The sequence below is a fragment of the Streptomyces sp. NPDC017529 genome (genome assembly GCF_044329785.1).
Lineage (GTDB): Bacteria > Actinomycetota > Actinomycetes > Streptomycetales > Streptomycetaceae > Streptomyces.
In genome coordinates, this window is the sequence record NZ_JBIRJY010000013.1 from 39,072 (window position 1) to 62,567 (window position 23,496).

Consider the following 23,496-nt stretch of genomic DNA (forward strand, 5'->3'; position numbering starts at 1 on the left):
GCGGGCAGCCACACCCGGCCCGGCAATACGCCGCCGCACTACTGTCCCGCCCCGTCCTTCACAGTCGAGAGGTAGCTCTGTCATGTCTCTGCCCACCCATGCATCCCAGCCAGATCCACGGCGCTGGCGTGCCCTGGTATTCATCTGCCTGGCCCAGCTGATGGTCGTCCTCGACGGCACAGTCATGAACATCGCCCTGCCCTCAGCCCAGCATGACCTGGGCTTTTCCGACACCAGTCGGCAGTGGGTCGTCACCGCCTACGCCCTGGCCTTCGGCGGCCTGCTGCTCTTCGGTGGGCGCATCGCCGATCTGTGGGGCCGCAAGCGCGCCTTCGTCACCGGTGTTCTCGGCTTCGCCGCCGCCTCCGTGCTCGGCGGGGCGGCCGTCAACACCGGCATGCTGCTGGGCGCCCGGGCACTGCAGGGTGTCTTCGGCGCGCTGCTGGCGCCCGCCGCCCTGTCCCTGCTGACGGTGATGTTCACCGAGGCCAGGGAACGCGCGAAGGCGTTCGGTATCTACGGTGCGCTGGCCGGCGGCGGAGCCGCGATCGGCCTGCTGCTGGGCGGCGCCCTGACCGAGTACCTCAACTGGCGCTGGACGCTGCTGGTCAACATCTTCTTCGCCGTCGCCGCCGCGGCCGGCGCCATAGCCCTCGTCCGCGACCCCGGCACCCGCCACGACCGCAGCCGAAAGCTGGACGTCCCCGGTGTCCTGCTCGCGACCGGCGGTCTGGTCTGCCTCGTGTATGGACTGACCCAAGCCGAAACCAACGGCTGGACCTCCGCCGCCACCCTCGGCCTCACCGGCGCCGGTCTGGTCCTGCTGGCCGCCTTCGTGGTCCTGGAACGCCGGGTGACGACTCCGCTGCTGCCGCTGCGGGTCGTCCTCGACCGCAACCGCGGCGGCGCCTACCTCTCGCTGGGCCTGGCGGTCATCGGCATGTTCGGCCTGTTTCTCTTCCTGACCTTCTACCTGCAGATCGTCCTCGGCTACAGCCCGCTCGTGTGCGGTGTGGCGTTCTTGCCGATGACGGCCGGCATGATGATCGGCGCTACCCAGATCGGCACCCGCCTGACCCCGCGCCTGCCGGCGCGCCGGCTGATGGCACCCGGCTTCCTGGTCGCCGCCGCGGGCCTGGCCATCCTCGCCCAGATCACCCCCCACAGCTCGTACGCGGCCGTGGTCCTGCCCGGCCTGTTCGTCATGGGCCTGGGCCTGGGCGCCGCCATGATGCCCGCCATCAGTCTGGCCACCGTCGGCGTCGAGCCTCAGGACTCCGGCGTCGCCTCCGCCATGGTCAACACCTCCCAGCAGATCGGCGGCGCCATCGGCACCGCCCTGCTCAACACCATCGCCGCCAGCGCCACCACCACCTACGCCCACCACCACCCGACAGCTGGACGCCCGCCGCTGGACGCTCTCGTCCACGGCTACGCCACCGCCATCTGGTGGGCCGCCGGCATCCTCACCCTCGCCGCCCTGACCGCCGCCGCCCTCGTCCGCCACGACCCCCGCCAACCAGCCCCCCGGACCGCAGCCGACACCCAGCACGACTCCCGCCACGCCCTCGCCGGCAAGGACTGACCCCTGAAACCACCCCGGCCCCGCCCGAGACAGGGCGGGGCCCCGAGGTGCTCGCCCCAGCCGAGCGGTTCGCCAAGCACGACCTACAAGGCGTACGGCAGGCCTTCACCACCGTCGACCACCTCGCCGCAGGTCCCTCCTCCACCGTCGCGAATCGACAACGACGTCGCGCGGCGAGCACCCCTTGAGGCTGGGGACGTGCGCCTCCAGACCCTAAGCGCCCAGCTGTCTGCCGCCGTGTGTCGCGGGATTCGGTGTCTACCAGGTGACCGGGAGTGCCACCGGCCCTCGGATGAGTACGTCCTTCTGCCAGGAAACGGCTGCGGCATCAATGGCCAGCCGCAGGCCGGGGAGGCGCGTGATGAGGGTGGTCAGCAGCAGTTCGGCTTCCATGCGAGCCAGCAGTGGTGCCAGGCAGCTGTGGGGGCCGTAGCCGAAGGCCAGGTGGGGCGGGCCTTCGCGGTCGATGTCGATCCGGTGCGGTGCGGTGTAGCACCGCTCGTCCCAGTTCGCTGCCACGTAGGAGACGTAGACGGCCTCGCCGCGGCGGATCAGCACGCCTTCCACTTCGACATCCTCGGTGGCGATGCGGGCTTGTCCCACGCCGTGCTTGTGGGGGATCCAGCGCAGCAGTTCCTCCACGGCCACCGGTACGGCGTGGGGGTCGGACCGCAGCCGGTTCCTCAGGCTGTCATCGGTGAGCAGGAGATAGACCATGTTGGTGGTGTGGTTGCGTACCGCGTGCCAGCCGTTGATCCCCATCAGCATGGCCAGGGCCAGGACTTCTTCTTCCTCGATCCTGCCGCTCTGGGCCGCGGCTGCCAGTTCGCTGATGAGGTCGTCCTGCGGATGGAGCCGACGTTCGCGGGCCAGTTCACGGAAGAATGCGCGGCCTTCCTCTTTGGCTTGCCGGGCGCGCTCGACCCCGGCCTCGTCTTTCGCCCGGGTCAGGATGGCGCCCGCCCACGAGCGCAGGCGCGGGCGGTCAGCCTCCGGCACGCCCAGCAGCGCTCCGATGACATGCAGGGGGAAGGGGGAGGTCACGTGCTGGACGAGGTCGGCGGGTGGTCCGGCTGCGACCATGGAGTCGATGTGTTCGTCGAGTACGTCTTGAGCGCGCGGCCGCAGGTCTGCCATGCCGGAGCGGTTGAACGCCGGGGAGACCACGGAGCGGACGCGGGTGTGGCCGGGCGGGTCGACGAAGCTGACCGCGCGGTCCAGCGGGACGAGGTACTTGTTCATGCTGGGCAGGGGGCGGCCGACGATGTCGCGGCTGAACCGGGGATCAGAGGTGACGAACCGGACGGCGTCGTGCCCTGTCGCCAGCCAGCACTCGCCGGGGGCTCCGTGCGGCAGCCGGACCCGGATGACCGGTCCGGCCCGCAGCGCGTCGCGCAGGAAGGGGTCGAAGTCGAGGGCGGGCAAGTCTGACACCTCGTACAAGGGAGCGGGTCCGTCCTGCATTACTGGCTCCTCGCCGGTAGGTCATGGCGCAGCGGTGTGAGCTGCTCGATGTCGTAGCGGCGGCGCAGTGCGGCGATGGCGCCATGGTCCACGGGCCCGTCGGCGGACAGGATCGTCAGCAGTTCTTCGAAGTAGCGTTCGTGGTCCGGGGGTGGGGAGGACTGGAAGAACATCCGGGCCGGGACGTCGGTGGGGTTGGCGAAGGCGTGCGGGCAGCCGGGCGGGACCAGGATGACGGTGCCGGGCGTGGCGCGGACCACCCGCTCGCCCTTCGGCGATCGCCATCCCCGCCAATCGTCCGGGGTGCGCACCTGCGGCTCGAAGGCGAGGACGTCGAGTTCGCCTTCAAGGACGTAGAACAGTTCCTCGCTGCGCGTGTGGACGTGCGCGCCGACGTCGAAGCCTGGTGGTACGCGTACTTCGAAGCTGGATGCGAAGCGCGACCGCGCGCCGGTCACTTTGAAGGTCACGTGCTGGGCGGCGGCATGAAGGGTGCGGCCTGCCCCGGGGGGCACGATCAGAGCGCTGTCCGCGGGTAGGGGGGCGGTGTGAGCGTGCTCGGTCATCGGGTTTCCTTGCGCGAGCGTCCTGGCGTGCGGCTCCAGCGGCCCAGTGCCATCTCGGCCGTGATGCCCGGGCCGAACCCGGCCAGGAGGCCGCGCGCCTGGTCGGCGGCGCCGCCTTCGTCGAACAGCCGGCGTAGCGCGTCCAGGACGACGGCGCTCGCGATGTTGCCGTATTCGGTGAGCGTGGCCCGGCTGTGCCGGAACGCCTCCGGTCTGACGTGGAGGAAGGTGCTCAGGTCGTCGAGGATCCGCGGCCCGCCGGCATGCACGATGTAGAAGTCGAGGTCTGAGGCGTCCCAGCCGTGCTCATCGGCGAGGCTGCGCAGCACGGGGGCGAGTGGCTCCATGGTGCCCGGCACGCGCTTGTCCAGCAGGAAGTGGAAGCCCGTGGCCCGTACGTCGTACGCGATCCAGTCCTCCGTCCCCGGGATGAGATACGAGCCGTTGCGCTCCAGGCGGATACCGTGGCCGCCCGTCCCGCGGACGACCGCTGCGGCCATCCCGTCGCCGAACAGGCCATTGGACAGCAGCGATCCGATACCGGTATCGGTGGGCTGATAGCACAGGGAGCAGAACTCGCATGCCACGATCAGCGCGTTCGCCTGCGGATAGGCCGTACAGAAGTCGTGGGCCCGGTTGATGGCCGCCCCGCCCGCCGCGCAGCCCAGCTGAGCGATCGGTATCTGCCGGGTATGGGAGGGGAAACCCATGGTGTTGATCAGCCAGGCGGTGAGCGAGGGCATCATGAACCCGGTGCAGGACACATAGATGATCATGTCGATCTCTGCGGCCGACAGCTCGCCGTCCTCCAGCGCGCGCCGCACGACCAGCGGTACCCGCGCCTTGGCCTCGGCCGCATACAACTTGTTGCGTTCCTCGAAGCCCGGATGCGCGAGTGTCTCAGCGAGCGGCTGCACGAGGTGCCGGGTCCGCACCCCGGTGTTCTCCATCAAGCGCAACGCGAGACCCAGCTGAGGATGGTCCGCATGCCGCGAGCGTGCGAGTTCGAGCGTCTCCTCCATGGTGATGACGTGCTCCGGAACCGAGACGGCCGGCCGGCACAAGGTCGCCATGCGACCCCCTTACCCCATCGGCACGAAAGTGCCTCCGTTGCCCCCGACGCGCACGTGTCGATCATCACACGTCCAGTTCCCCCCTACCTGCTCACGGGCCATACGGGTGATCCGAGGAAGACCGCCCCGGGGGATGCACTGTGCGGGGCAGCACTGTGCGGGGGGGCAGGGCAACAAAGATGTCGATGCCGAGCTCGCCGGGCACGGGTCCAGGGGGCGCCGCCGGCCTGCGGGGCGGTGCGGTCCGGGCGGAACCGTGCCGCAGCCGCTGCGTCCGTCTCGGCGGTAACCCGGTTCTCAGGGGACGTCGCCGCCCCAGTCCCACCGGCCCGTATCTCCCGGCTGGGGCTCGTACAGTGCCCGGTCGCCGGCGCCGAGCTGTCCGATCTCCTTCCGCGCCTGGCAGACGCGGCCGCTGAGTCGGTGCCGGTCGTTCGGCCGTCGGTGCTCCGTCGTTCGACGGAGGCGGATCGTTCCGTGGGGTTACATCCGTGTATGAGGCATGTGTCGATACTGGGGGCATGTCCCTGGTTAGCCGTACCCTTCGCACCATCGTGAGCGCCCGCGCGGTTCTGGCCCCGGGGCGGGGGCGCGCGGTGATGGAGGGGGCTCTGGCGGCCGTGTTCACCGGTCTGCTGGGGGCGGCAGTGCTGGGTCGATGGGCGATGCCGCGGCCGGGCATCCAACTTGCGGCGGTCGGTGTAGCTGCCCTCGTGTATCCGCTGCGCCGCCGTCATCCGCAACCGGTCCTGCTGCTGTTGACCGCCTCGGCAGGACTGTTGCCGTTTCTGGGGCCGGTCGCTGCGGCAGCCACCTACACGGTCTCCCGGGTGCTGCCTCCCGGACGGCGCCGCATGAGTTTGTGGGCTCTCACAGCCACCCTCCCGGTCGGTTCGGCGATGGTGGCCACAGCCACCGCGTGGACGGGCCCGGCCTCCCTGCCCTTCGCCATCGTCCTGGGCCTGGTGCTGATGGTGGCCTCCGTCGTGCTGCCCGGCCTGGTCGGAACCCTTGTCGGGCAGGAGGCCCGGCTGATGGAGGCCCTGCGGGCGCGGGCGGAGGCGTCCGAACGGGCCCGCGCCCTGGCCGACAGCGAGGCCCGCACCCAGGAACGGTCCCGGATCGCCGCCGAGATGCACGACCTGGTCGGCCACCGGTTGAGCCTGGCCTCCTTGCACGTCGGCGGCTTGGAACTCGCCCTGTCGAAGACTGCTCCCACGCTGCGCCCGGACGCCGCCACGGTGCGCACCACCGTGGGAGACGCGCTGCGCGAACTGCACCAGGCGCTGGGGGTCCTGGACCCGCTGGGCACGAACACGCAGGCCGGGGCCGCACTGACCGGCGGGATCGGCACACGTGCCGACATCGAGGAGCTGGCGGCCCAGTCGGCTGCGGGCGGGATCAACGTCACCTCGCAGTGGACCGGGCCGGACCTGACGGACGCGCCGGTGCCGGTCCGGCGCGCGGTGCACCGCGTGGTGCGCGAGGCCCTGACCAACGTGCACCGGTACGCGACGGGCGCCGAGGTCACCGTCGCGGTCACCCACGACGCGGATACCGTGCAGGTCGTCGTGCACAACACCGCCCCGCCACGTTCCGCGGTCGCCGAGGGCGCGGGTACGGGCCGCGGGCTGTCTGCCCTGCGGGAGCGCGTGGAGGTCCTGGACGGGTGCTTCACCGCCGGGCCGCTGCCCGAGGGTGGTTTCCGGCTCGCCGCGCACCTTCCCCTGCGCGGCGCCGGCGCGGCGATGACCCGTTCCGCGGCCGAGGAGCCTGCCCCGGTGCCCGACCCGGTGATCGCGCCGGCTCTGGCCAGGAGGCGAACTCCGGGGGCGATCCGGTCCTTGATGCTCGCCGGGGGCCTGGCCGCCGTGACGGCGCTGGTCCTCTCCGGGATCGGCTTCGCGTACGCCGAGCCGCCCCGGCCATCGCCGCCGTTGCCGGAGCCCCGCATCGGTATGACCCTTGAGCAATTCCATGCCGCCGGGGGCAACGATTCCCTGGACGCCAGAGCCGCCGCAGCCGGGCGGGAACCCGCCCGGCCTTCTGCGGCGACCGTCTGCGCCTATGCCTTCGTCCCGCGCCCCGATCACCGGCCAGCCGACACCGTGCCTGTGGTGCGCCACTGCTTCGACGCTCACCGGCGACTGATCGCCATCGATTCCTTCACCGTTACGACGGTGCACGACACCACCCCCTGGAAGAGCCCGTGACCGACACCACCGCACCCGTCCGTGTCCTGCTCGCCGACGACGAAACGATGATCCGGGCCGCGGTCGGGATGATCCTCAGCCATGCGGAGGGCATCGAGGTGGTCGCCGAGGCCGGCGACGGCCGCACGGCGGTCGAAGAAGCCGCCACCCACCACCCCGATGTCGTTCTGCTGGACGTCTACATGCCTGTGCACGACGGGCTCGCCGCGATCCCCTCGCTGCTCGCCCTGGATCCGGTGCCCCGCGTACTGATGCTGACCACCTTCGGCACCGACGACAACGTCCTGACCGCGCTGCGCGAGGGAGCGTGCGGTTTTCTCCTCAAGAACGAGGGGCCCGAGGAGCTGATCCGTGCGGTGCGGGCGGCGGCCGCCGGGGACTCCGTACTGTCCCCGCAGGTCACCGGCGTGGTCGTGACGCGCATGATCCAGGGTTTCAAGCCCGCTGTGCCCGAGCTCGACGAGCGCATCGCCCGGCTGACCTCCCGGGAACGGCAGGTACTGACCCTGCTCGGCGAGGGGCTGCCCAACCAGGACATCGCCGACCGGCTCGGCATCACCCTCGGCACCGTCAAGACCCATGTCGAGGCCGTCCTCGACAAGACCGGCGCCACCGGCCGTGTCCAGGCTGCTCTCCTCGCCCACCGCACCGGTCTGATCGCCTGACCCGGTCCGCGGCGTACCTTCCGGCGGCCCCGGCGCCGACGGCTTGGCCGGGGCCCGCTCTCCGCCGGGCGACAGAGGCGGGCGTCCCCTTCCAGGGGGAACCGACCGGGCTGCCGGCCCTTGATCCATCTGTCCGGCGACGGAGGGCACATCCAGCCTCACGGGCGATGTCTGTGCAGGTCAGGCAGGGTGATGATGGTGCGCGTTCCCGGTCCGTGTCCGTACACGGCCCTCTCCTCGCCCGCTGCCGGAGTCTCCCCTATGCCCTTCCCCCAGCACACGCCCCACGCCTCGCGCGCCCTCGCCGCCCACGTCCGGCATCGCGGCGTGCACGTCGGACCTGTCAAAGGCCTACGGCAGCGGTGACACCCGCGTGGTCGCCTTGGACCGCATCAGCATCGCCTTCCGCAAGGGCGAGTTCACCGCGATCATGGGCCCCTCCGGCTCCGGGAAATCCACCCTGCTGCACTGCGTCGCCGGCCTGGACTCGGCCTCCTCCGGATCCGTGCGCATCGGTGCCACCGAACTGAGTGCGCTGGGCGACCGGCAGCTCACCGAGCTGCGCCGGGACCGGATCGGCTTCATCTTCCAGGCGTTCAACCTCCTGCCGACCCTGACCGCGCTGGAGAACATCACCCTGCCCGTGGACATCGCCGAACGCGATGTCGACCGCCGGTGGCTGGACACCATCGTCACCACGGTCGGCCTGTCCCATCGCCTCGGCCACCGCCCGGCCCAGCTCTCCGGCGGGCAGCAGCAGCGCGTCGCGGTCGCCCGTGCTCTGGTCTCCCGCCCGGAGATCATCTTCGCCGACGAGCCGACCGGCAACCTCGACTCCCGCGCCGGCGCCGAGGTCCTCGGCTTCCTGCGCGACTGCGTGCGCGAGCTGGGCCAGACCGTCGTCATGGTGACGCACGACCCGGTGGCCGCCGGATATGCCGACCGGATCGTCTTCCTCGCCGACGGCCGGCTGGTCGACGAGATGACCGAGCCCACCGCCGACCGGGTGCTGGACCGCATCAAGGACTTCGACGCGCACGGCCGCACCAGCTGACCCTGGCTCTGGCCGATCCCCCGCCTTTCCCCTTCTACGCTCCGGAACCGCACTCATGCTGAAAACAGCCCTGCGCAACGTGCTGGCGCACAAGGCCCGCCTGCTGATGACCGTCCTGGCAGTCTGCCTCGGTGTCGCCTTCATCAGCGGCACTCTGGTCTTCGGCGAGACCTCCACGGCCGCCCACCGCGCCGCTGCCTCCGCGAACTATGCCGACACTGCCGTCCGTATCAGCCCGAAGCCGCCCCGGCCCGGGCAGCGCGCGCCGAAGGACACGAGCCCGGTACTCGACGACGCCCTCGTCGCGCGGCTGGCCGGCCTCAGCGGTGTCTCCTCCGTCCGGCCCTCGATCTACGGTTCCGCCGTACTGAACGCCGCCGACGGCAGCCCGCTGCGCAGTGACGACGGGCACGGCAACCGGGCGGATGCCTGGCTTCCCGGCCAGGACGGCAACGACCCGCGCTTCCCGGTGGTCAAGGGCCACGCGCCCCGGAGCGCCGATGAGATCGCCGTGGACAGCACCACGGCCGCCCGCGGCAAGCTCGCCCTCGGGAACACGGTCACCCTTGCCACCGACGGCCCGGTCATGACCAAGCACCTCGTCGGCATCGTCACCACCAAGGACACCCGCATCACCTCCGGTGACGGAACCCTGACGCTGTTCGACAAGGCCACCGCCCGCCGGCTGTTCTCCATGCCCGGCTACTCCTCGATCGACCTGACGGCCACGCGCGGCGTCTCCGACGATCAGCTGGCCCGGCGTGTCACCGCCCGGCTCCCTGCCGACCATGCCGAGGTCCGGACCGGCAGCGCCCTCACCGAGCAGCAGAACCGGCACATCAGCGTCTTGCTCCGGGGCAACGAGAAGATCGCGCTGAGCTACGCCGTCGTCGCGCTCTTCATCGGCTCGTTCCTGATCGTCAACACCTTCACCATGCTCGTCGCCCGCCGCAGCCGGGAGATCGCGCTGCTCCGGGCGATCGGCGCCGCCCGCCGCCAAGTGGTCCGCGCCCTGCTGTGCGAGGCCACCCTGACCGGCCTGGTCTCCTCCGCCCTCGGCTTCGTGCTCGGCCTGGGCATCGCCACCGCCATGCCCCGCCTGATGACCGTCCACGGCAAGACGCTGCCCACCGGGCCCCTCGTCATCGGCCCGGTGCCCGTGCTCGCCGCCCTCTTCGTCGGCGTGGGCATCACCGTCCTCGCCGCGTGGCTGCCCTCCCGCAAAGCTTCCAAGATCGCGCCGGTCGAGGCGATGCGCACCTCCCACCAGCCGCCGCCCGCCGCCCGCTCCCGCCTCCGGGCCATCGCCGGGCTGCTGCTCTCCTTCGGCGGCGCCGCACTGCTCATCTCCCTCTCCGCAGCCCAGGACGCCTCGGACGAGAACCTCCAGAACGCCATGCTCGGCGCCGCCCTCCTCGGTACCGGCCTGCTCCTGCTCGCCCCGACCCTGGCCGGCCCCACGATCCGGGCCGCCGGACGGCTCACCACCCGAACCGGCGTCACCGGCCGCCTGGCCCGCGACAACGCGCTGCACGATCCCCGCCGCACCGCCGCCACCGCCTCCGCCCTCTTCGTCAGCACCGCCCTGGTCGCCGCCCTCGCCACCATCGGCCACTCCAGCGCCCAGGCTCTCGACCGGCAGGCCGCCGACGGACTCACCGCCGACTACCTCATCAGCACCGAGCAGACGGCCGGCATCGACCCGGCCACCATCCAACGCATCGCCCGCACACCAGGGGTACGGACAGCAAGCGCCATCGCCGACAGCCCGCTGCCCATCGGCAAGGTGCTGAACGTCACCGGCGTCGACCCGGCCACCCTCACCTCCGTCCTCAAGCTCGACTTCGTCACCGGCTCCCTCACCGGCCTCAAGCCGGGCAGCATCGCCGTCTCGGAAACCACCGCCCGCACCAACGGCCTCAAAACCGGCAGCAAGACCACGACCGCCCCCGGCCCGGACCGGGCCAACCCCACGTCCTACACCGTCATCGGCGTCTACCGGGACAACCCCACCGCCCCCGACGCCATCGGAGACCGAAGCGAAATACAACACCTCAACAAGAACACCGAATACTTCCAGCGCGTCCTCGTCTCCGCCAACACCAACGGCCTGTCCAAAACCGAACTCCTCGACGCCACCGGCAACAACCCGCTACTGAAGATCCAAAGCCGCGACGACGTAATCCAGCAGGCCGCCGGCGCGATGGGCCCCCTCCTCAGCATGCTCTACGCCCTGCTCCTCCTCGGCAGCGCCATCTCCGCCCTCGCCATCGCCAACACCCTCGCCCTGTCCATCGCCGACCGCACCCGGGAGATCGGCACCCTGCGCGCCCTCGGCATGCACCGCGCCGGCATCCGCTCCATGATCCGCCTGGAGGCCCTCACCGTCGCCGCCTTCGGCACCGCCCTTGGCTTGGCCGGCGGCATCTTCGGTGCCTGGACCGTCGGCTCCCTGGCCAACGGCTCCATCAAGCAGTACACGTTCTCCCTCCCGTGGGGAACACTGCTGCTCACCTGCCTGCTCTCCCTCACGGCCGGCGCCCTCGCCGCCGCCCTCCCAGCCCGCCGAGCCGCCAACCTCAGCCCCCTCGAAGCCATCGCGGAATCCTGACCTCACCCCGCCCCATGAAGGTCGGCCACTGCTGTCTCCGGATCAGGGCAGGGCCCGGATCGCCCCGGCAATGGTGTCGGAAACTGCTGCGCCGTCACCGCCCGCTCGTGGCAGGGCAGGCGGCACCGCTCCCCGCTGAGCCAGGTTGGGGTGAGGGCGGCCGTACGCACCGGACACCGGCGGGGGCCTGGTCGGCGCCCGGTCCCGCTGCCGTCACCGGCGACCAGGTCAGCGGCGTCCCCAGCGTTCGGAGTCGATGGCGTGGCGGTGCTGGTCGCGCAGGGTGGCAGTGTCGCGCTTGTTGTCCCACATGTGATCGCGGCGGTTCTGGAAGACGTGCTGGAGCTGGTGGCTGCGCTCGCCCACCACCTCGTTGAAAATGCGACTGGCCCTTACAGAACACGGACATTTGCACACCCACTCCGCGACCGGCACGCACGCCCTCGCCCCCGGCACCCCGCATACGCCACTCCCCCACCCCGAGCCTGCCATCCCACTGACCAGCACAGCAGCAACAGTGCTGCGCCTTCGCGTGCAGAACCGTTTACCGTGGTGCGCCTGCACGGCGCAGGGGCAGGCCTGTGCTTTGCGGGCCGTTGACACAGGCGCGCAACAGGCGCCGCGCCGCGCACTGGACGACCTGGCACAAGGCCGCGACCACCTGTACGAGGCGAAGATGCGGGAAGCCCGTCGCACTGCCGCCCCCGACCGCCGCGCCCGCCTGGACAGCCCAGGAGGGGGTTCGGTGGAGCGACGGGGCTTCGCCAACGACACCCTTGCACGTGGCGCGCAACCTACCTCGATCACCGCTGCGGCATCACGGAATCGCCGGGTCGGTGTATCAGGGAATGACGCAGATCACCCAGGTGATGGTCCTCGCCTCCGTGTTGCCGGTGACCTCGACCAGTTCGATGGAGTCGATGTGAAGGGGAGCGTGGCTGGGGCGCACTCGGCGTACCCGTCGATGGGTCCGGTGGAAGTGTTCCAGGGACTTCGGCGGTGGCGTACGACTCGGTGATGTGGAGGACGGCAGTGTCGTAGGAAGTGGCGTCGGCGCCCAGCACGGCCTCGAAGGCGCGGGTGGCGGCAGCACGCAGAGCGTTCAAGGGCTCGTCGGGGCTGAGATCGAAAATGATCCCCGAGCCGTACGGCAGTGGGCTGCCCACCGTGACGGTGAAGGGCTCGACGGAGTGCATCTGTACGGTCAGGGCCTTGATGAGGTTTTGTCGTTCAGCCTCGGAGACCTCGGCTGCAGCCTTCTGGCTCAGCTGGTACAGGGTGATGTGGAACCACGGGTCGCCGGCGTGGGCGAGCGGGTCGTCCTTGGCGCGGTACGGACGCCGCGGATGAGCTCGGCGAGCTCCGGGTGATGCCCGAGATCAACGACAACGTAGGCGTGCAGAAGGGAAGGAGTGGTCCCTCCTGCCATAAGTCCTGCCCTTGCTGGAAGGCGGACGGCTTCATGGCCGATCGACCTACCGAGCCAATGATCAGATGATGCCCTCGTAGCCTGGGAGGGCTTCCGTCCTCGTCTGGGCCCGGAGCCGGATCTCGGCATCAGCCAGCACCACCTCCGCCCCGCCGAGCGCTTCCGGATCTCAACGCGCTCACCAGGGCACGGGCGTTCCGTCCCAGGAGAAGAAGCCGCCGGTGGGGCCGTCGTCCGGCAGCAGGGCCAGGCGGAGTGCGCCCTGCGCGGCTTCGGCCGGGTCACCGCCGGCGGCGGCCCGGGCGTTGAGGTCGGTGGCCCGCAGGCCGGGGGCGAGCGAGTTGACCTTGAAGCTGTCCTTGTCCAGCGTCTGGGCGTAGAAGACGGTGAGGGCGTTGAGGGCGGCCTTGGACGACCGGTAGGCGGCGGCGCCACCGCTTCCCGGGGTGAACTGGGGGTTGGGATGTGTGCTCCAGGTCAGCGACCCGGTGCCGCTGGAGACATTGACGATACGCGGGTGCGGGGACCGGCGGAGGGCGGGCAGGAAGGCATTGGTCACCGCCACCACCCCGAATACGTTGGTCTCGTATGCCCGCCGGTATTCCTCGACGGGGGTCTCGGCCGGCGGGGCGAGGGAGGGCGCGATGCCGGCGTTGTTGACCAGCACGTCCAGGCGGTCCACCTGAGCCGCGGCCTGTGCGATGCCGTCGGGGTCCGTCACGTCGAGGACCAGCGGGCGGGCGCCGGCGCCGATCTCCTCGACGGCCCGCTGTCCGCGCCCGGGGTCGCGGGAGCCCACGTACACGGCGAAGCCCTCGGCCGCGAGCAGCCGGGCGATATCCTTGCCGATGCCCTTGTTGGCACCGGTGACCAGAGCAGTGCGATCGTTCATGGAACTACGGTCCCCTCGCGGTGGGTGCCCTGCCAGGGACAGTCTGTACCAGGCAAGCGACCGGAGGTGACATGGCACGTCAGGAACTGGCCCGCTTCCTGCGGGACCGCCGGGCGGGCCTGCGCCCGCACGAGATCGGCCTCCCGGCGACGGGCACCGCTCGCCGCACACCGGGCCTGCGCCGCGAGGAGATGGCGGAGCTCGCCCACATGTCGGTCGACTACTACACACGGCTGGAGCAGGCCCGGGGACCGCGGCCATCGGCCCGGATCCTGGACGCGCTGGCCCAGGCACTGCGGCTCACGCCGGCCGAGCGCAGCCACCTGTTCCGTCTGGCGGGATCGAGCGCGCCGCCCGGCATCAGCGCCGTGCGGCGAGTACGCCCGCACGTGGCCCGGATGCTGGAGCGGCTGCCGGAGACCGGCGCCATCGTCACCGATGCGGCGTACGGCGTCGTCGCCTGGAACCCCCTGGCCCAGGCACTGCTCGGGGGCGACCTCGAAGGCGGGACGACGAACCTGGCCCGGCGCCGCTTCCTGGGCCGGGGGCGGACGTACGAGAGCTCCGGCACCGAGGAGTTCGGGCACATCGTGGTGGCGCGGCTGCGCCGGGCCGCCGACCGCTACCCGCATGACCCGGAGTTGACCGCTCTGCTGGCCGAACTGCATGCCGGAAGCGAGGAGTTCCGACAGATCTGGGAGACACGCCCGGTCCATGCTCCCGGGCACCGCACCAAGACGCTCGACCACCCGGAGTCCGGCACGCTGCGGCTGAACTGCGACGTCCTGCTCGTGCCCGAGGACGACCAGGAAGTCGTCCTGATCACGGCCGACCCCGGATCACCTGCCGCGCGGACCCTGCACAGGCTGGCCGGGCAGGCGGCCTGAAACAGCGGGAAGCCGGGCCGGGCCACTCCAGGTCCCTGCGGCCGGCCGCACCAGCACCGGTCTGCCGCCCGTCCGCGGCAGCACAGCTAAGTCTGTCTCTTTGGTCAGCGTCCGGTCCAGATGAGGAATCGGTAGGCGGTGGCGTCGGTTCGTGTGGCCAGGCCGCGCCGCTGCTTGAGCCGGTTGTTGCACCGTTCAAGGGTGTTCCGCTCCTTGTTGGCCTCGCGGTCGAAGCCGGGCGGTTGGCCGTCGCGGCGGCCTCACCGCTCGCGGTGGCCGATCTGGTCTGGCCCGATGGGTCCTTGCCCGAGGACGGCCGCTTGGACGGTGGTGGGCAGGCCCGGTCAGTGGAGCGCGGTGCACCCGACTCGTTGGAGCACCGTGTGGCCGCTCTGGACGACCGGGACGTCGTTGAGGACCTCGCCGTGCAGTTCGGTCCATGAGTGGAAGGCGAACCGGGCTCCGATCGACGACCGTTGCCGGGCGATGATGGTCTCGGCCGGCAGTCCGAGCACTGACAGGTGGACGGCCAGCGCGAATGACCTGGCCAGACACAGTGCGTTGGGCTCGGTCAGCCGGACCACGAGCTGGCAGCGGGCCAGTTCCCGGCGGGCGAGGCGGACGGCCGTGGCCTCCGGCAGGCCGAGGTGGGCGCCCGTGGCCGGCCGCAGATCGCGTAGACGGCTCTGCGCCACGCCCCAGCCGTGCCGCCTCAGGACCCGTAGTGCCCGCGCGGTGTGCACGGCGGCGGTCAGGTGCGCCGATGGGGGCGTGCGAGGCACGGGCCCGGCCGCATCCTCGCCCCACAGCAGGAAGGCCCAGTCCGCGGTCGCCCGGTCAGCAGCCGTCCGGTTCCCGCTCGCCCAGCTTGTCACGGCGACACACCACTCGGCACGATGAGGCGGCTCTCGGCGAGCTGGGCGGCGAGCGAGGTGATGCCCTCGCGCAGTTCGCTGTCGCCGGCGTCGATGCGTGTCGCGAGGTCGCGGACGGCTTCGTCGTAGGTCTCGCAGCGTATGGCCGCTTCCAGGATGAGGGTCGCGGTGGGGTTCAGCTCGAAGTAGACGCCTTCGGTGGTGTCCAGGAGGACGCCCGTACCGTCGGCAGGGTCGAATACGGTCTGTTCGGCGAGGTGGATCAGCGGCATCGTAGATCTCCTGTCGCAGGGGCCGGAACCATGGCGGTCGTTGCGTGGACATGGGCCCCGGGGCGTGCGTCCGGTGTTCATGTGCCGGGCACCGGGGCGGTCTTGTGCGCCAGGTCACGCAAGAAGAGTTCGACCATGGCCGTACACAGCAGGCTCTCGGCGTTGCGGCGCAGTGCGCGCGGGTCGGCGAGGACGGTGGCCAGACGGTGCGGGTCGACGATACCCAGGGCGGTCAGCCGGGTGTCGGTCCCGCCCAGGATGTCCGCGATGGCGTCCGGGTGGCGCAGGCACCACGTCTCGTCCGGTGAGCCGAGCCAGTCCCGCCCGTAGTGCCGCCACACGCAGGAGGGCACCCCGCGGCGCGCGGCGGCGAGACGCAGCACGGGTTTGTCGATGGTGCGCCCGCCGTACGGGATGAGCCGGTAGGCGTTGGGCAGCCGGGCCGACAGTCGGCGCAGGTCGCGCCCGCCCCAGGGCTTGGTGCAGTGGATGCCGTACGGCCGCCAGACCGTGAGATTCAGCGTGTGCTCCTGCGCGGCCGAGTCCGGCTCGTACCGCTCGGGGCCGGTGTCGGGGGCGGGGACCAGAAAGTCGCTGGCACGCTCGGTTTCAGCGGTTGCTTCGGGGTCTTCGTAGAGCGAACGTCCGGGGCGGAGGCTGCGGATGATCCGGCTCAGTTCCCATCGGGAGCTGAGCAGTCCGTTGGCCATGGCAAACCGCTCGCGCCACAGCACGTCGGCGACGGCGACGTCGTACAGGCCGTAGCGCAGCGGGCCGAAGACGATGTCTCCGTCCAGGCCGGTGAGCAGCGTACGGACCCCGTCCTGGGCAATCCGGCGGGCCGTCAGGTCCAGGCGGCGGAACCAGACGTGGTTGAAGGGCAGCGGGAAGTCGTGACGGTCGGGGAAGTAGGGCTCGTCCTCACCGGGCGGGTCCACCGACACCAGAGGAACCGACAGCGCGCGGCACACCTCGCGCGCCCGCGGCGATTCGTCGGCGAGCGGGTCGGTGCTGCGCATGTGGTACGCGGTGACATCGGCCCCGTGGTCGGCGAGCGCGGCGAGCACGGTCGCGGAATCGACGCCGCCCGAGAGCAGGACCCCGGTACGGCCGGCGGACGCGTACCGGCGGGTTTCCTCCCGAAGCAGTTCGTAGCCGACTTTGGCGTAGGTGCGCAGTGAGGTGCGGCGCGGAATCGGCAGTTCCGTTATTTCCTCGTACGTCTCGGTATGTGCAGACCAGCCGTCCGCCACGACGAGCCGGCCGGGAGACAGCCGCTCCAAGCCGGGGAAGACGAAGACATCCTCGCCCCGGCACGCGCGCCAGAGGGTTTCGTGGTCGAAGCGCGGCGGGCCGTCGAGCAGGTCGCGCGGGTCACTCGACCAGCGGGTCCAGCCATCGGACGCGCGGAAGAAGAGCTGATCGGCGCTGCACACCCCTCGGAAGAGAACAACGCGCCGAGGCGTGACAATTGCGCCGGCGACATCCGGCCCCAGTCGGCGTAGGGCGGCGTACGCGCCGCGGTCCACGTCGCGGATCAGGCTCTGCACCCGTTCCGGTGGTAGTTCGCGCGGGGTCGGGCCGGCGAGGGCAAGGGAGAAATGGGAGAACGGCTGGAGGGTGCCGCTTGCGGGAGTGGCCATTCCCTCCGGGAGCCACTGGCGCACGTAGCTGCCGGGCGGGCGGTGGCTGCGGCGGGCGCCGAACGGTACGTACGCGTGGTCCACGACGGTCGCACCGGCGGCCACTCGTCCGGAACAGCCGGGAAATTCCGTCAGGCACTGGACAGCCATCGCTCTCCCCGCTCCCCGGGTTGGTCCCCGGCACGGGGCGGAACCGCCCGGCTCCGCCCCGTACTGAGAGTCGGTCAGAACAGGTTGCCGTGGCCAATCAGGTCGGGGGTTCCCCGCCGCAGCTGCCCGGTCAGCTTCTCGACTCGCCCGATGCGGACGACCTTCGGAGGCGTGTAGCGCAGGCGCATCATCGTCACCTTCCTTCTGCTGTCAGGTCGGCGCCGCGCAGAACTTACGCGACATATAGGGTATTTTTCCCTCCATTTCCAGCGTGAGGGGTGCAGCGTGCCACGTCAAAAGGAAGCGAACAGATGAGCCGGGCGGCGAACCTGGTGGGCTGGCCAGCGGGGCCGCACGGCCGGGCGCCGCACGTCGGTCGCGCACCGGGAGCGGGACGGTGACCGGCGCCGGAGACGATGCCGGTCACACCGATCGCAATGATCACACCGACGACGGTGATCACGCGGGCAGCACCGCCGAAGTCGGCCATGCTGACCACACCGCCCGGTACGCGATCTGCGTCCACGGCCTGACCAAGCACTATCCCGGCACGGAGGCGGTCCGCGGAGTCGACCTCCATGTGCGCCCCGGGGAGACGTTCGCCTTTCTCGGTCCCAACGGCGCCGGCAAGACCACCACCATCGCGATGCTCTGTGCCCTGGCCCGCCCCACCTCGGGGCAGGCCCGGGTGGCCGGGGCCGACGTCCGTACCCAGCCGCAGCAGGTACGGCGCGGTGTCGGTCTGCTGTTCCAACACAGTGCCGTCGACCCCGACCTCAGCGTCGAACGCAACCTCCTCCTCCACGCGCGCCTGTACGGCCTCTCCCGCAGCCGCTCCCGCACGCGCAGTGCCACACTCCTGGAACTGACCGGACTGACCGAGCGGCGCCGGGACCGTGTACGCACTCTCTCCGGCGGGCTACGCCGCCGCTTGGAGATCGCCCGCGCCCTGCTCCACGAGCCCGGCGTGCTCTTCCTCGACGAGCCCACCGTCGGCCTCGACCCGCGCGCCCGCGTCCAGGTCTGGGACCACCTGGCGCGGCTCCGCGCCGAGCACCGCACCACCCTGTTCGTCACCACCCATTACCTGGACGAGGCCGAGCACTGCGACCGCATCGCCATCCTCGACCACGGCCGCGTCGTCGCCCACGGCACCCCGGCGGCCCTGAAGGCCGCGATCGGCGACGACCAGGTACGCGTGCGCACCGGCGACGATGCCGCGGCGGCCACCGTCCTGCGCCACGACCTCTCCCTGCGCCCGGCCACCGGACCGGACGGCCTGACGGTCGCCGTGGCGGCGGGAGCTCAGCAGGTACCCCGGGTGTGCGCCGCCCTGGCCGCGCGCGGCATCTCCGTGCATGCCATCACCCTCTCGGAACCCACCCTGGACGACGTGTTCTTCCACCACACGGGCCGCCGCATCACCCACCCCGGCCCGCCACCAGGTCACGTCGACACGGCTCCCGGTCACGGTGACGCCTCGCCTGATCACGAGGAGGGGAGACAGCGGTGACGGCCCCCGCGGATCGCCCCGCACCACCGCGGCAGCCGGCCCCGGCACCACCCGCCACCGACGCTCCGGGCCCTCTCGTACGGGAACTGCGCGCCGTCCACGCGCTCGTCCTGCGCGACCTGCTGCGCATGTTCGCCCAGCCCGCGCAGACCACCCTGATGCTGGTCCAGCCCCTGCTGTTCCTGCTGCTCCTCGGCGGCGGCCTGGCCGCCCTGGTGCCCGCTACGGCCGTCGGCGGCGACTACCGCGCCTACCTCTTCCCCGGCGTGCTGGTGATGACCGTGCAAACTCCCGCAGTGACCGTCGGCATGCGCCTGATCACCGACCGGGAGAGCGGCTACCTGCGCGAGACACTGATGGCGCCGGTACGCCGCTCCACCCTGCTGTACGGCAGCTGCCTCGGCGGTACCACGGAGGCCACCGTCCAGGGCGCGGTCCTGCTCGCCACCGCAGGCGTCGTCGGGCTGCCCTACGAACCCGTGCTGCTCCTGTCGCTGCTGGCCACGATGGCGTTGACCTCGTTCGTCCTCACGGTCCTGGCGGCGGCGCTGGCCATCGGCATCCGTACGGTCGAGTCCTTCCACATCCTGCTCAGCCTGGCCCTGATGCCGCTGCTCTTCCTGTCCGGAGCCTTCTTCCCACTGACCGCTCTGCCCGGCTGGCTCGCCCAACTGGCCGCCGTCAACCCTTTGGCCTACGCCGTCGACATCCTGCGCCGCGGCATCGCACACCACGTCCCCGGCTCCACGGCCGCCACCGGGGTGCTCTGGGATGGCTGGCAGCCCCCGGCCGCACTGGAAATCGTGGTCCTGGCCCTGCTGGGCGCGGGCGTGCTGCTGTGGGCCGCCCGCCGTTTCGGCCGACTGGAATGAGGCGCGGGAGAACTCTCCCGAAGAGCAGGAGTAACGCCCCGCGCGGCAGACTGCCGGCCGCGGTGCACTGCGGTGGGATGAAGCGGCGTCCACACACAGGTCAGTGCTCCCTCTTCCCCAAGGGCGTCGGCGATCCCCCGGTGCTAGAGCATCCGCTGATACCGCGAACCCGCTGGTCACCGACTTGCCGCCGCCGGGCGAGGCGTTGACCAGAATGGGCGGGGATTCGGCGTCCAGGCCGACGGCGACGACCCGACCGCCGGCGCCGATCCCAATGACCGGTGCGGACTCCCTCCAGAGCGAGCTACTGGGCGATGAGGTCGACGACCACGTCCCGGGAGAAGCGCAGATGGACCGACAGGTCGATGCGTACCTGCGCGTCGTCGTCGCAGAAGTTCTTCGGGATGTGCAGGTAGCGGCGCGGATCGGTCTGCTCTGCGCCCCCCAACGGAACGGCCAGCGCCTGGTGCAGCGGGACGACCCACTCGCGCATCATCTCCCGCCGCTCCCGGCCCAGGACTCCGTACGCCAGACCTCCCGCAGCCGCAACACCGGCCGCACCAACACCGCCGGCCCGAAGTGTCGGCGTACATCTGATTGCGGCCAGTCAGGTACAGCCGTACGGCCCCTGCTGAAGGCGGTCGAATGTCGGGCGGGCCGGGGCCATCGGGTGCCTCCGAGGGGGCATGTCGGGTTGGCAAGGGCGCGCCCTACGCTTCAGCGCGCCGCAGGGAGGCAGGCGTACGCCCGATGAAGTCCCGCGCGGTACGGGTGAGGTGGGCCTGGTCGGCGAAGCCTGCGGTGGCTGCGGCCAGGGCGGCGGTCGAATCCGGCAGGTCGGCGATCGCGGTGCGGAGCCGGCCCCATCGGCGCAAGCGGGCGAGCGCGATGCCCACGTCCTGCCGGACCAGGGCGCGCAGCCGTGGGGCCGAGAGGCCGACCTCGTTGGCGATGGAGGTGATGGGCATGTCCGGATCGCTCGACGTACTCAGGTGGACGGCGTGGACGACTCTCGGATCGAGCCGGGCCGGGCTCCCGGCGAGTGCCCGCAGCTCGGTGTATCCGGCGGCCGGGTCCGCATCGGTGCCGGGGCCGTCGGAATCGGTGGTGCCGAGCGCGGCGAGCAGGCGGCCGACCTCGCCGGCATCGAGCCGTATCGGTCCTGGGCAGGGGGGAAGCAGCCAGGGGTCGATGAACAAGGCGATGTAGGGCGAGGTCGCCGTACAACTGTGGGCCAGCTGGGGCGGAACGATCAGCCCGGGCGCCGCCACCAGGGGCCGCCCCGGCTGGAGGAGTTCGGCGTGGCCGCCGATCGGCAGCACGGTCTTCCACGCGGGCAGCCGGTGCAGGGCGACATCGAACGGGCGGGATTCGGCGAACATCGTCGCCTCGGTGCCGGAGACGAAGACGATGCGGCGATCGTTTTGTTCAAGTGCCCAGGCACGCGTTGAATGGATCATCGTGCCATGCACGCTATCGCTTCCATCGGGTTGGCGACCTTCCTGGCCGGAACGGGGGTCATGCACTTTGTGGTTCCCGGCTACTTCCGCAGGCTGGTGCCCGCATGGCTGCGCCGGGAACGGCTCCTCGTGGCCGTCACCGGGGCAGCGGAGGTCGTGTCGGGTGCGCTGTTGCTGGTGCCATGCACCCGGTCGGCCGGCGGCTGGGCCGCCGCCGTCCTGATCACCGGCTACCTGGTGTCCCACGTGGATGCGCTGTGCCGCGCGCGTCCAGACCGGCCCCGGCTGCTGGAACGGCCGGCCGGCGCGGTGGCTCGGCTGGTGGTGAACGTCCTGTACATCGCCTGGGCGGTCGCCGTGGCCGGATCGGCAGCCTGACACCGATGTGCGGTCCATTGTCCGAGGTGGCAGCGAAGCCGCCCGTACTCCCAGAGGAAGTCCTGCCATGAGTCATCGCCTCGTCGTCGTGGGTGCCGGTTACGCCGGCCTGCTGGCGGCCAAGCGCCTCGCCCGCAAGCTGCGCCACAGCGATGTCACCGTCACGCTGGTCAATGCCTCGGACCGGTTCGTGGAACGGGTCCGGCTCCATCAGCTTGCCGCCGGCCAACGATGGGCGGCGCCTTCGTTGCGCCAACAGCTCAGCGGCACACCGGTCCAGTTGGTCGTCGCCCGCGTGACCGCGATCGACACCACTGGCCGGACCGTGTGTACGGACGGCGCGCCCGGCGCGATCGGCTACGACACCCTGGTGTACGCGCTGGGCAGCCGGGCGCGGCTCGACGAGGTCCCCGGGGCGGCCGAGCACGCCTACACCGTCGCCGACCTTGAGCAGGCGGCACGGCTGCGGTACAGGATCGCCGAGATTGCCTCCGCAGGCACGGTGGCGGTGGTCGGCGGCGGACTGACCGGCCTGGAAACCGCCTCGGAGCTGGCCGAGAGCTACCCCGGGCTGCGCGTCCGGCTGTTTACCGGTGCCGATGACGTCGGCTCCGGACTCGCGCCGCGAGCCCGGGCCCACCTGCGGCGCGCTCTGGAACGGCTGGGCGTCTCGGTTCATCCGAAGACTGTCGTCGCGACGGTGCGGGAGGACGGCTTGGACACCCGCGACGGCACGTCGTACGACGCTGACGCCGTTGTGTGGACCACCGGATTCCGTGCGCCGGAGCTGGCCCGCGCGGCAGGCTTCGCCACGGACGAGAGCGGCCGGATGATCGTCGACACCACCCTGCGCTCGGTCTCGCACCCTGAGGTGTACGCCGTCGGCGACGCAGCCGCCGCAGTGTCGGTGAGCGGAGCACCAAGCCGTATGTCCTGCCAGTCGGCCCTGCCCATGGGCCGGGGCGTGGCCGATGTCCTCGCGGCCCGGCTGGCAGGCCGAGAACCCGGGCCCGTCCGGATCGGTTATGCCTTCACCAACATCAGCCTCGGCCGGCGTGACGGTGTCGTCCAGTTCACCCACGCCGACGACCGCCCGCGCAGGTTTGTCCTGACAGGACGCGCCGCGGCGGTCTTCAAAGAAGCTGTTGTGCGAAGCACTGTGGGTTCCGGCCCGCGCGGCGATGCGGGCAGTGACGGCTCGGGTTCCTGAGTCCACCCGCCCATCGTGGACGATCTTGTGACCTCGCGAGGTCCTCTCACGAACGCGTATCAGCATCAGGGACACGCACCTGCACGCTACTGGGGAGCCAAGGCCCTACGCCGCCCCGAGCGAGCGGGCTCAGTAAGGCCCGCGGGCGGCAGCTGTGAGGAAGAGGGACCCGGAGCCGCAGGAGATGCACGAAGGCTCGCGCATGGGCCGACCGGGCTGCGCCCCGATGACCGCGACGCTCCCTGCTCCACGCCGGTTCCGGGCCGGGGCCAGGCTGGATCCGGGCTGGGGTCCGGGCTGGAGCAGGCGCGGTCAACGCGCTGCAGCCACCGAAATCGACGAGCCTGTGGCAGTCCATCGGCTCTGCCGCCCGCAGCGGCGGCAACGTGATCCCCAGCCCCCCGCGCGGCAACGCCGGCCGAGGGGGCTGGCAGCGGCGAGGCCCCGGTTCACGTCCGGGTGGTGAGTCGCGCGAGGGCCGCGTCGCATCGTGCCTGGAGTCGGGCATCGGCTGATACGCGCAGCAGAGCGCCGAGCGCCCGTACCGCGCCATCGTCGTAGCCGGAGGACTCCGCTTCCCGGGCCGCCAGCCGAGTTGCCTGATGCCCTCGGTTTCGTTCCCGAGCCCCAGCAGGCGCCTCTCCTTTCACCATGAGCAGCAGTGTCCGAGAGATGTCGGTCGTG

The 23,496-nt window shown here is 71.1% G+C and carries 21 protein-coding genes and 1 pseudogene; 10 read left to right on the top strand and 12 right to left on the bottom strand.

Annotated features, from left to right (window positions below):
- The first annotated feature begins 82 nt into the window (after positions 1–82).
- Positions 83–1,585 carry an MFS transporter gene (locus ACH4K4_RS28185; protein ID WP_398171125.1) on the top strand — a complete coding sequence of 501 codons (1,503 nt, stop codon included), beginning with the start codon at positions 83–85 and terminating at the stop codon, positions 1,583–1,585.
- Positions 1,586–1,843: 258 nt separating this feature from the next.
- On the opposite strand, the gene ACH4K4_RS28190 is transcribed toward ACH4K4_RS28185, so the two are convergent.
- Genes ACH4K4_RS28190 through ACH4K4_RS28200 form a run of 3 tightly spaced genes read right to left on the bottom strand, consistent with a single transcriptional unit; the run spans position 1,844 to position 4,688 of the window.
- A complete protein-coding gene (locus ACH4K4_RS28190; protein ID WP_398171126.1) occupies positions 1,844–3,019 on the bottom strand; it encodes a cytochrome P450 in 1,176 nt (391 codons plus the stop codon).
- Positions 3,020–3,048: 29 nt separating this feature from the next.
- Positions 3,049–3,615: a cupin domain-containing protein gene (locus ACH4K4_RS28195; RefSeq protein WP_398171128.1), complete on the bottom strand. Its 567-nt coding sequence runs from the start codon at positions 3,613–3,615 to the stop codon at positions 3,049–3,051.
- Positions 3,612–4,688 carry a type III polyketide synthase gene (locus ACH4K4_RS28200; protein ID WP_398171129.1) on the bottom strand — a complete coding sequence of 359 codons (1,077 nt, stop codon included), beginning with the start codon at positions 4,686–4,688 and terminating at the stop codon, positions 3,612–3,614. The genes ACH4K4_RS28195 and ACH4K4_RS28200 overlap by 4 nt, the downstream gene beginning before the upstream one ends.
- 854 nt (positions 4,689–5,542) lie before the next feature.
- Here ACH4K4_RS28200 and ACH4K4_RS28205 point away from each other — a divergent pair.
- The 4 genes from ACH4K4_RS28205 (at position 5,543) to ACH4K4_RS28220 (ending at position 11,231) form a co-directional block, all read left to right on the top strand.
- Positions 5,543–6,901: a sensor histidine kinase gene (locus tag ACH4K4_RS28205; RefSeq protein WP_398171131.1), complete on the top strand. Its 1,359-nt coding sequence runs from the start codon at positions 5,543–5,545 to the stop codon at positions 6,899–6,901.
- 47 nt (positions 6,902–6,948) lie between these two features.
- Positions 6,949–7,566: a response regulator gene (locus ACH4K4_RS28210; RefSeq protein WP_398171323.1), complete on the top strand. Its 618-nt coding sequence runs from the start codon at positions 6,949–6,951 to the stop codon at positions 7,564–7,566.
- A 319-nt stretch (positions 7,567–7,885) separates the two neighbouring features.
- Positions 7,886–8,620: an ABC transporter ATP-binding protein gene (locus tag ACH4K4_RS28215; RefSeq protein ID WP_398171325.1), complete on the top strand. Its 735-nt coding sequence runs from the start codon at positions 7,886–7,888 to the stop codon at positions 8,618–8,620.
- Positions 8,621–8,675: 55 nt separating this feature from the next.
- Positions 8,676–11,231, top strand: a complete 2,556-nt coding sequence (locus ACH4K4_RS28220) for an FtsX-like permease family protein (protein ID WP_398171132.1) — start codon at positions 8,676–8,678, stop codon at positions 11,229–11,231.
- A gap of 228 nt (positions 11,232–11,459) precedes the next feature.
- On the opposite strand, the gene ACH4K4_RS28225 is transcribed toward ACH4K4_RS28220, so the two are convergent.
- Complete coding sequence (locus ACH4K4_RS28225; RefSeq protein ID WP_398171134.1) at positions 11,460–11,597, bottom strand: hypothetical protein; 138 nt, start codon at positions 11,595–11,597, stop codon at positions 11,460–11,462.
- Between the two features lie 1,241 nt (positions 11,598–12,838).
- Positions 12,839–13,552: an SDR family oxidoreductase gene (locus ACH4K4_RS28230; protein ID WP_398171136.1), complete on the bottom strand. Its 714-nt coding sequence runs from the start codon at positions 13,550–13,552 to the stop codon at positions 12,839–12,841.
- Positions 13,553–13,623: 71 nt separating this feature from the next.
- On the opposite strand from ACH4K4_RS28230, the gene ACH4K4_RS28235 reads away from it, so the two are divergent.
- Positions 13,624–14,439 (top strand): helix-turn-helix transcriptional regulator, encoded by an 816-nt coding sequence (locus ACH4K4_RS28235; protein WP_398171138.1) that lies wholly within the window; start codon positions 13,624–13,626, stop codon positions 14,437–14,439.
- Positions 14,440–14,543: 104 nt separating this feature from the next.
- Here the strand turns inward: ACH4K4_RS28235 and ACH4K4_RS28240 are convergent.
- The 5 genes and pseudogenes from ACH4K4_RS28240 to ACH4K4_RS28260 all read right to left on the bottom strand — a co-directional run.
- A pseudogene (locus tag ACH4K4_RS28240) lies at positions 14,544–14,738 on the bottom strand (IS5/IS1182 family transposase); the annotation flags it as partial.
- A 45-nt stretch (positions 14,739–14,783) separates the two neighbouring features.
- Positions 14,784–15,314: a lasso peptide biosynthesis protein gene (locus ACH4K4_RS28245; RefSeq protein WP_398171140.1), complete on the bottom strand. Its 531-nt coding sequence runs from the start codon at positions 15,312–15,314 to the stop codon at positions 14,784–14,786.
- Positions 15,311–15,586, bottom strand: a complete 276-nt coding sequence (locus ACH4K4_RS28250) for a PqqD family protein (protein ID WP_398171142.1) — start codon at positions 15,584–15,586, stop codon at positions 15,311–15,313. Before ACH4K4_RS28250 ends, ACH4K4_RS28245 begins: the two co-directional genes overlap by 4 nt.
- Before the next feature lie 77 nt (positions 15,587–15,663).
- Complete coding sequence (locus tag ACH4K4_RS28255) at positions 15,664–17,379, bottom strand: asparagine synthase-related protein (RefSeq protein ID WP_398171144.1); 1,716 nt, start codon at positions 17,377–17,379, stop codon at positions 15,664–15,666.
- Between the two features lie 74 nt (positions 17,380–17,453).
- A complete protein-coding gene (locus ACH4K4_RS28260; RefSeq protein WP_398171146.1) occupies positions 17,454–17,570 on the bottom strand; it encodes a lasso RiPP family leader peptide-containing protein in 117 nt (38 codons plus the stop codon).
- A gap of 323 nt (positions 17,571–17,893) precedes the next feature.
- Between ACH4K4_RS28260 and ACH4K4_RS28265 the strand changes: the two genes are divergently transcribed.
- Positions 17,894–18,892, top strand: coding sequence for an ATP-binding cassette domain-containing protein (locus ACH4K4_RS28265; RefSeq protein ID WP_398171327.1), 999 nt, complete (start codon positions 17,894–17,896; stop codon positions 18,890–18,892).
- Complete coding sequence (locus tag ACH4K4_RS28270; protein WP_398171148.1) at positions 18,889–19,764, top strand: ABC transporter permease; 876 nt, start codon at positions 18,889–18,891, stop codon at positions 19,762–19,764. Before ACH4K4_RS28265 ends, ACH4K4_RS28270 begins: the two co-directional genes overlap by 4 nt.
- A gap of 304 nt (positions 19,765–20,068) precedes the next feature.
- On the opposite strand, the gene ACH4K4_RS28275 is transcribed toward ACH4K4_RS28270, so the two are convergent.
- Both ACH4K4_RS28275 and ACH4K4_RS28280 read right to left on the bottom strand, forming a co-directional pair.
- On the bottom strand, positions 20,069–20,260 hold the full coding sequence (locus ACH4K4_RS28275) for a hypothetical protein (protein WP_398171150.1): 192 nt from the start codon (positions 20,258–20,260) through the stop codon (positions 20,069–20,071).
- Between the two features lie 214 nt (positions 20,261–20,474).
- Positions 20,475–21,224 (bottom strand): helix-turn-helix domain-containing protein, encoded by a 750-nt coding sequence (locus ACH4K4_RS28280; protein WP_398171152.1) that lies wholly within the window; start codon positions 21,222–21,224, stop codon positions 20,475–20,477.
- A 6-nt stretch (positions 21,225–21,230) separates the two neighbouring features.
- On the opposite strand from ACH4K4_RS28280, the gene ACH4K4_RS28285 reads away from it, so the two are divergent.
- Together ACH4K4_RS28285 and ACH4K4_RS28290 are read left to right on the top strand one after the other, a co-directional pair.
- Complete coding sequence (locus ACH4K4_RS28285) at positions 21,231–21,602, top strand: hypothetical protein (RefSeq protein ID WP_398171154.1); 372 nt, start codon at positions 21,231–21,233, stop codon at positions 21,600–21,602.
- Positions 21,603–21,669: 67 nt separating this feature from the next.
- On the top strand, positions 21,670–22,812 hold the full coding sequence (locus tag ACH4K4_RS28290) for an NAD(P)/FAD-dependent oxidoreductase (RefSeq protein ID WP_398171156.1): 1,143 nt from the start codon (positions 21,670–21,672) through the stop codon (positions 22,810–22,812).
- Positions 22,813–23,496: the final 684 nt, after the last annotated feature.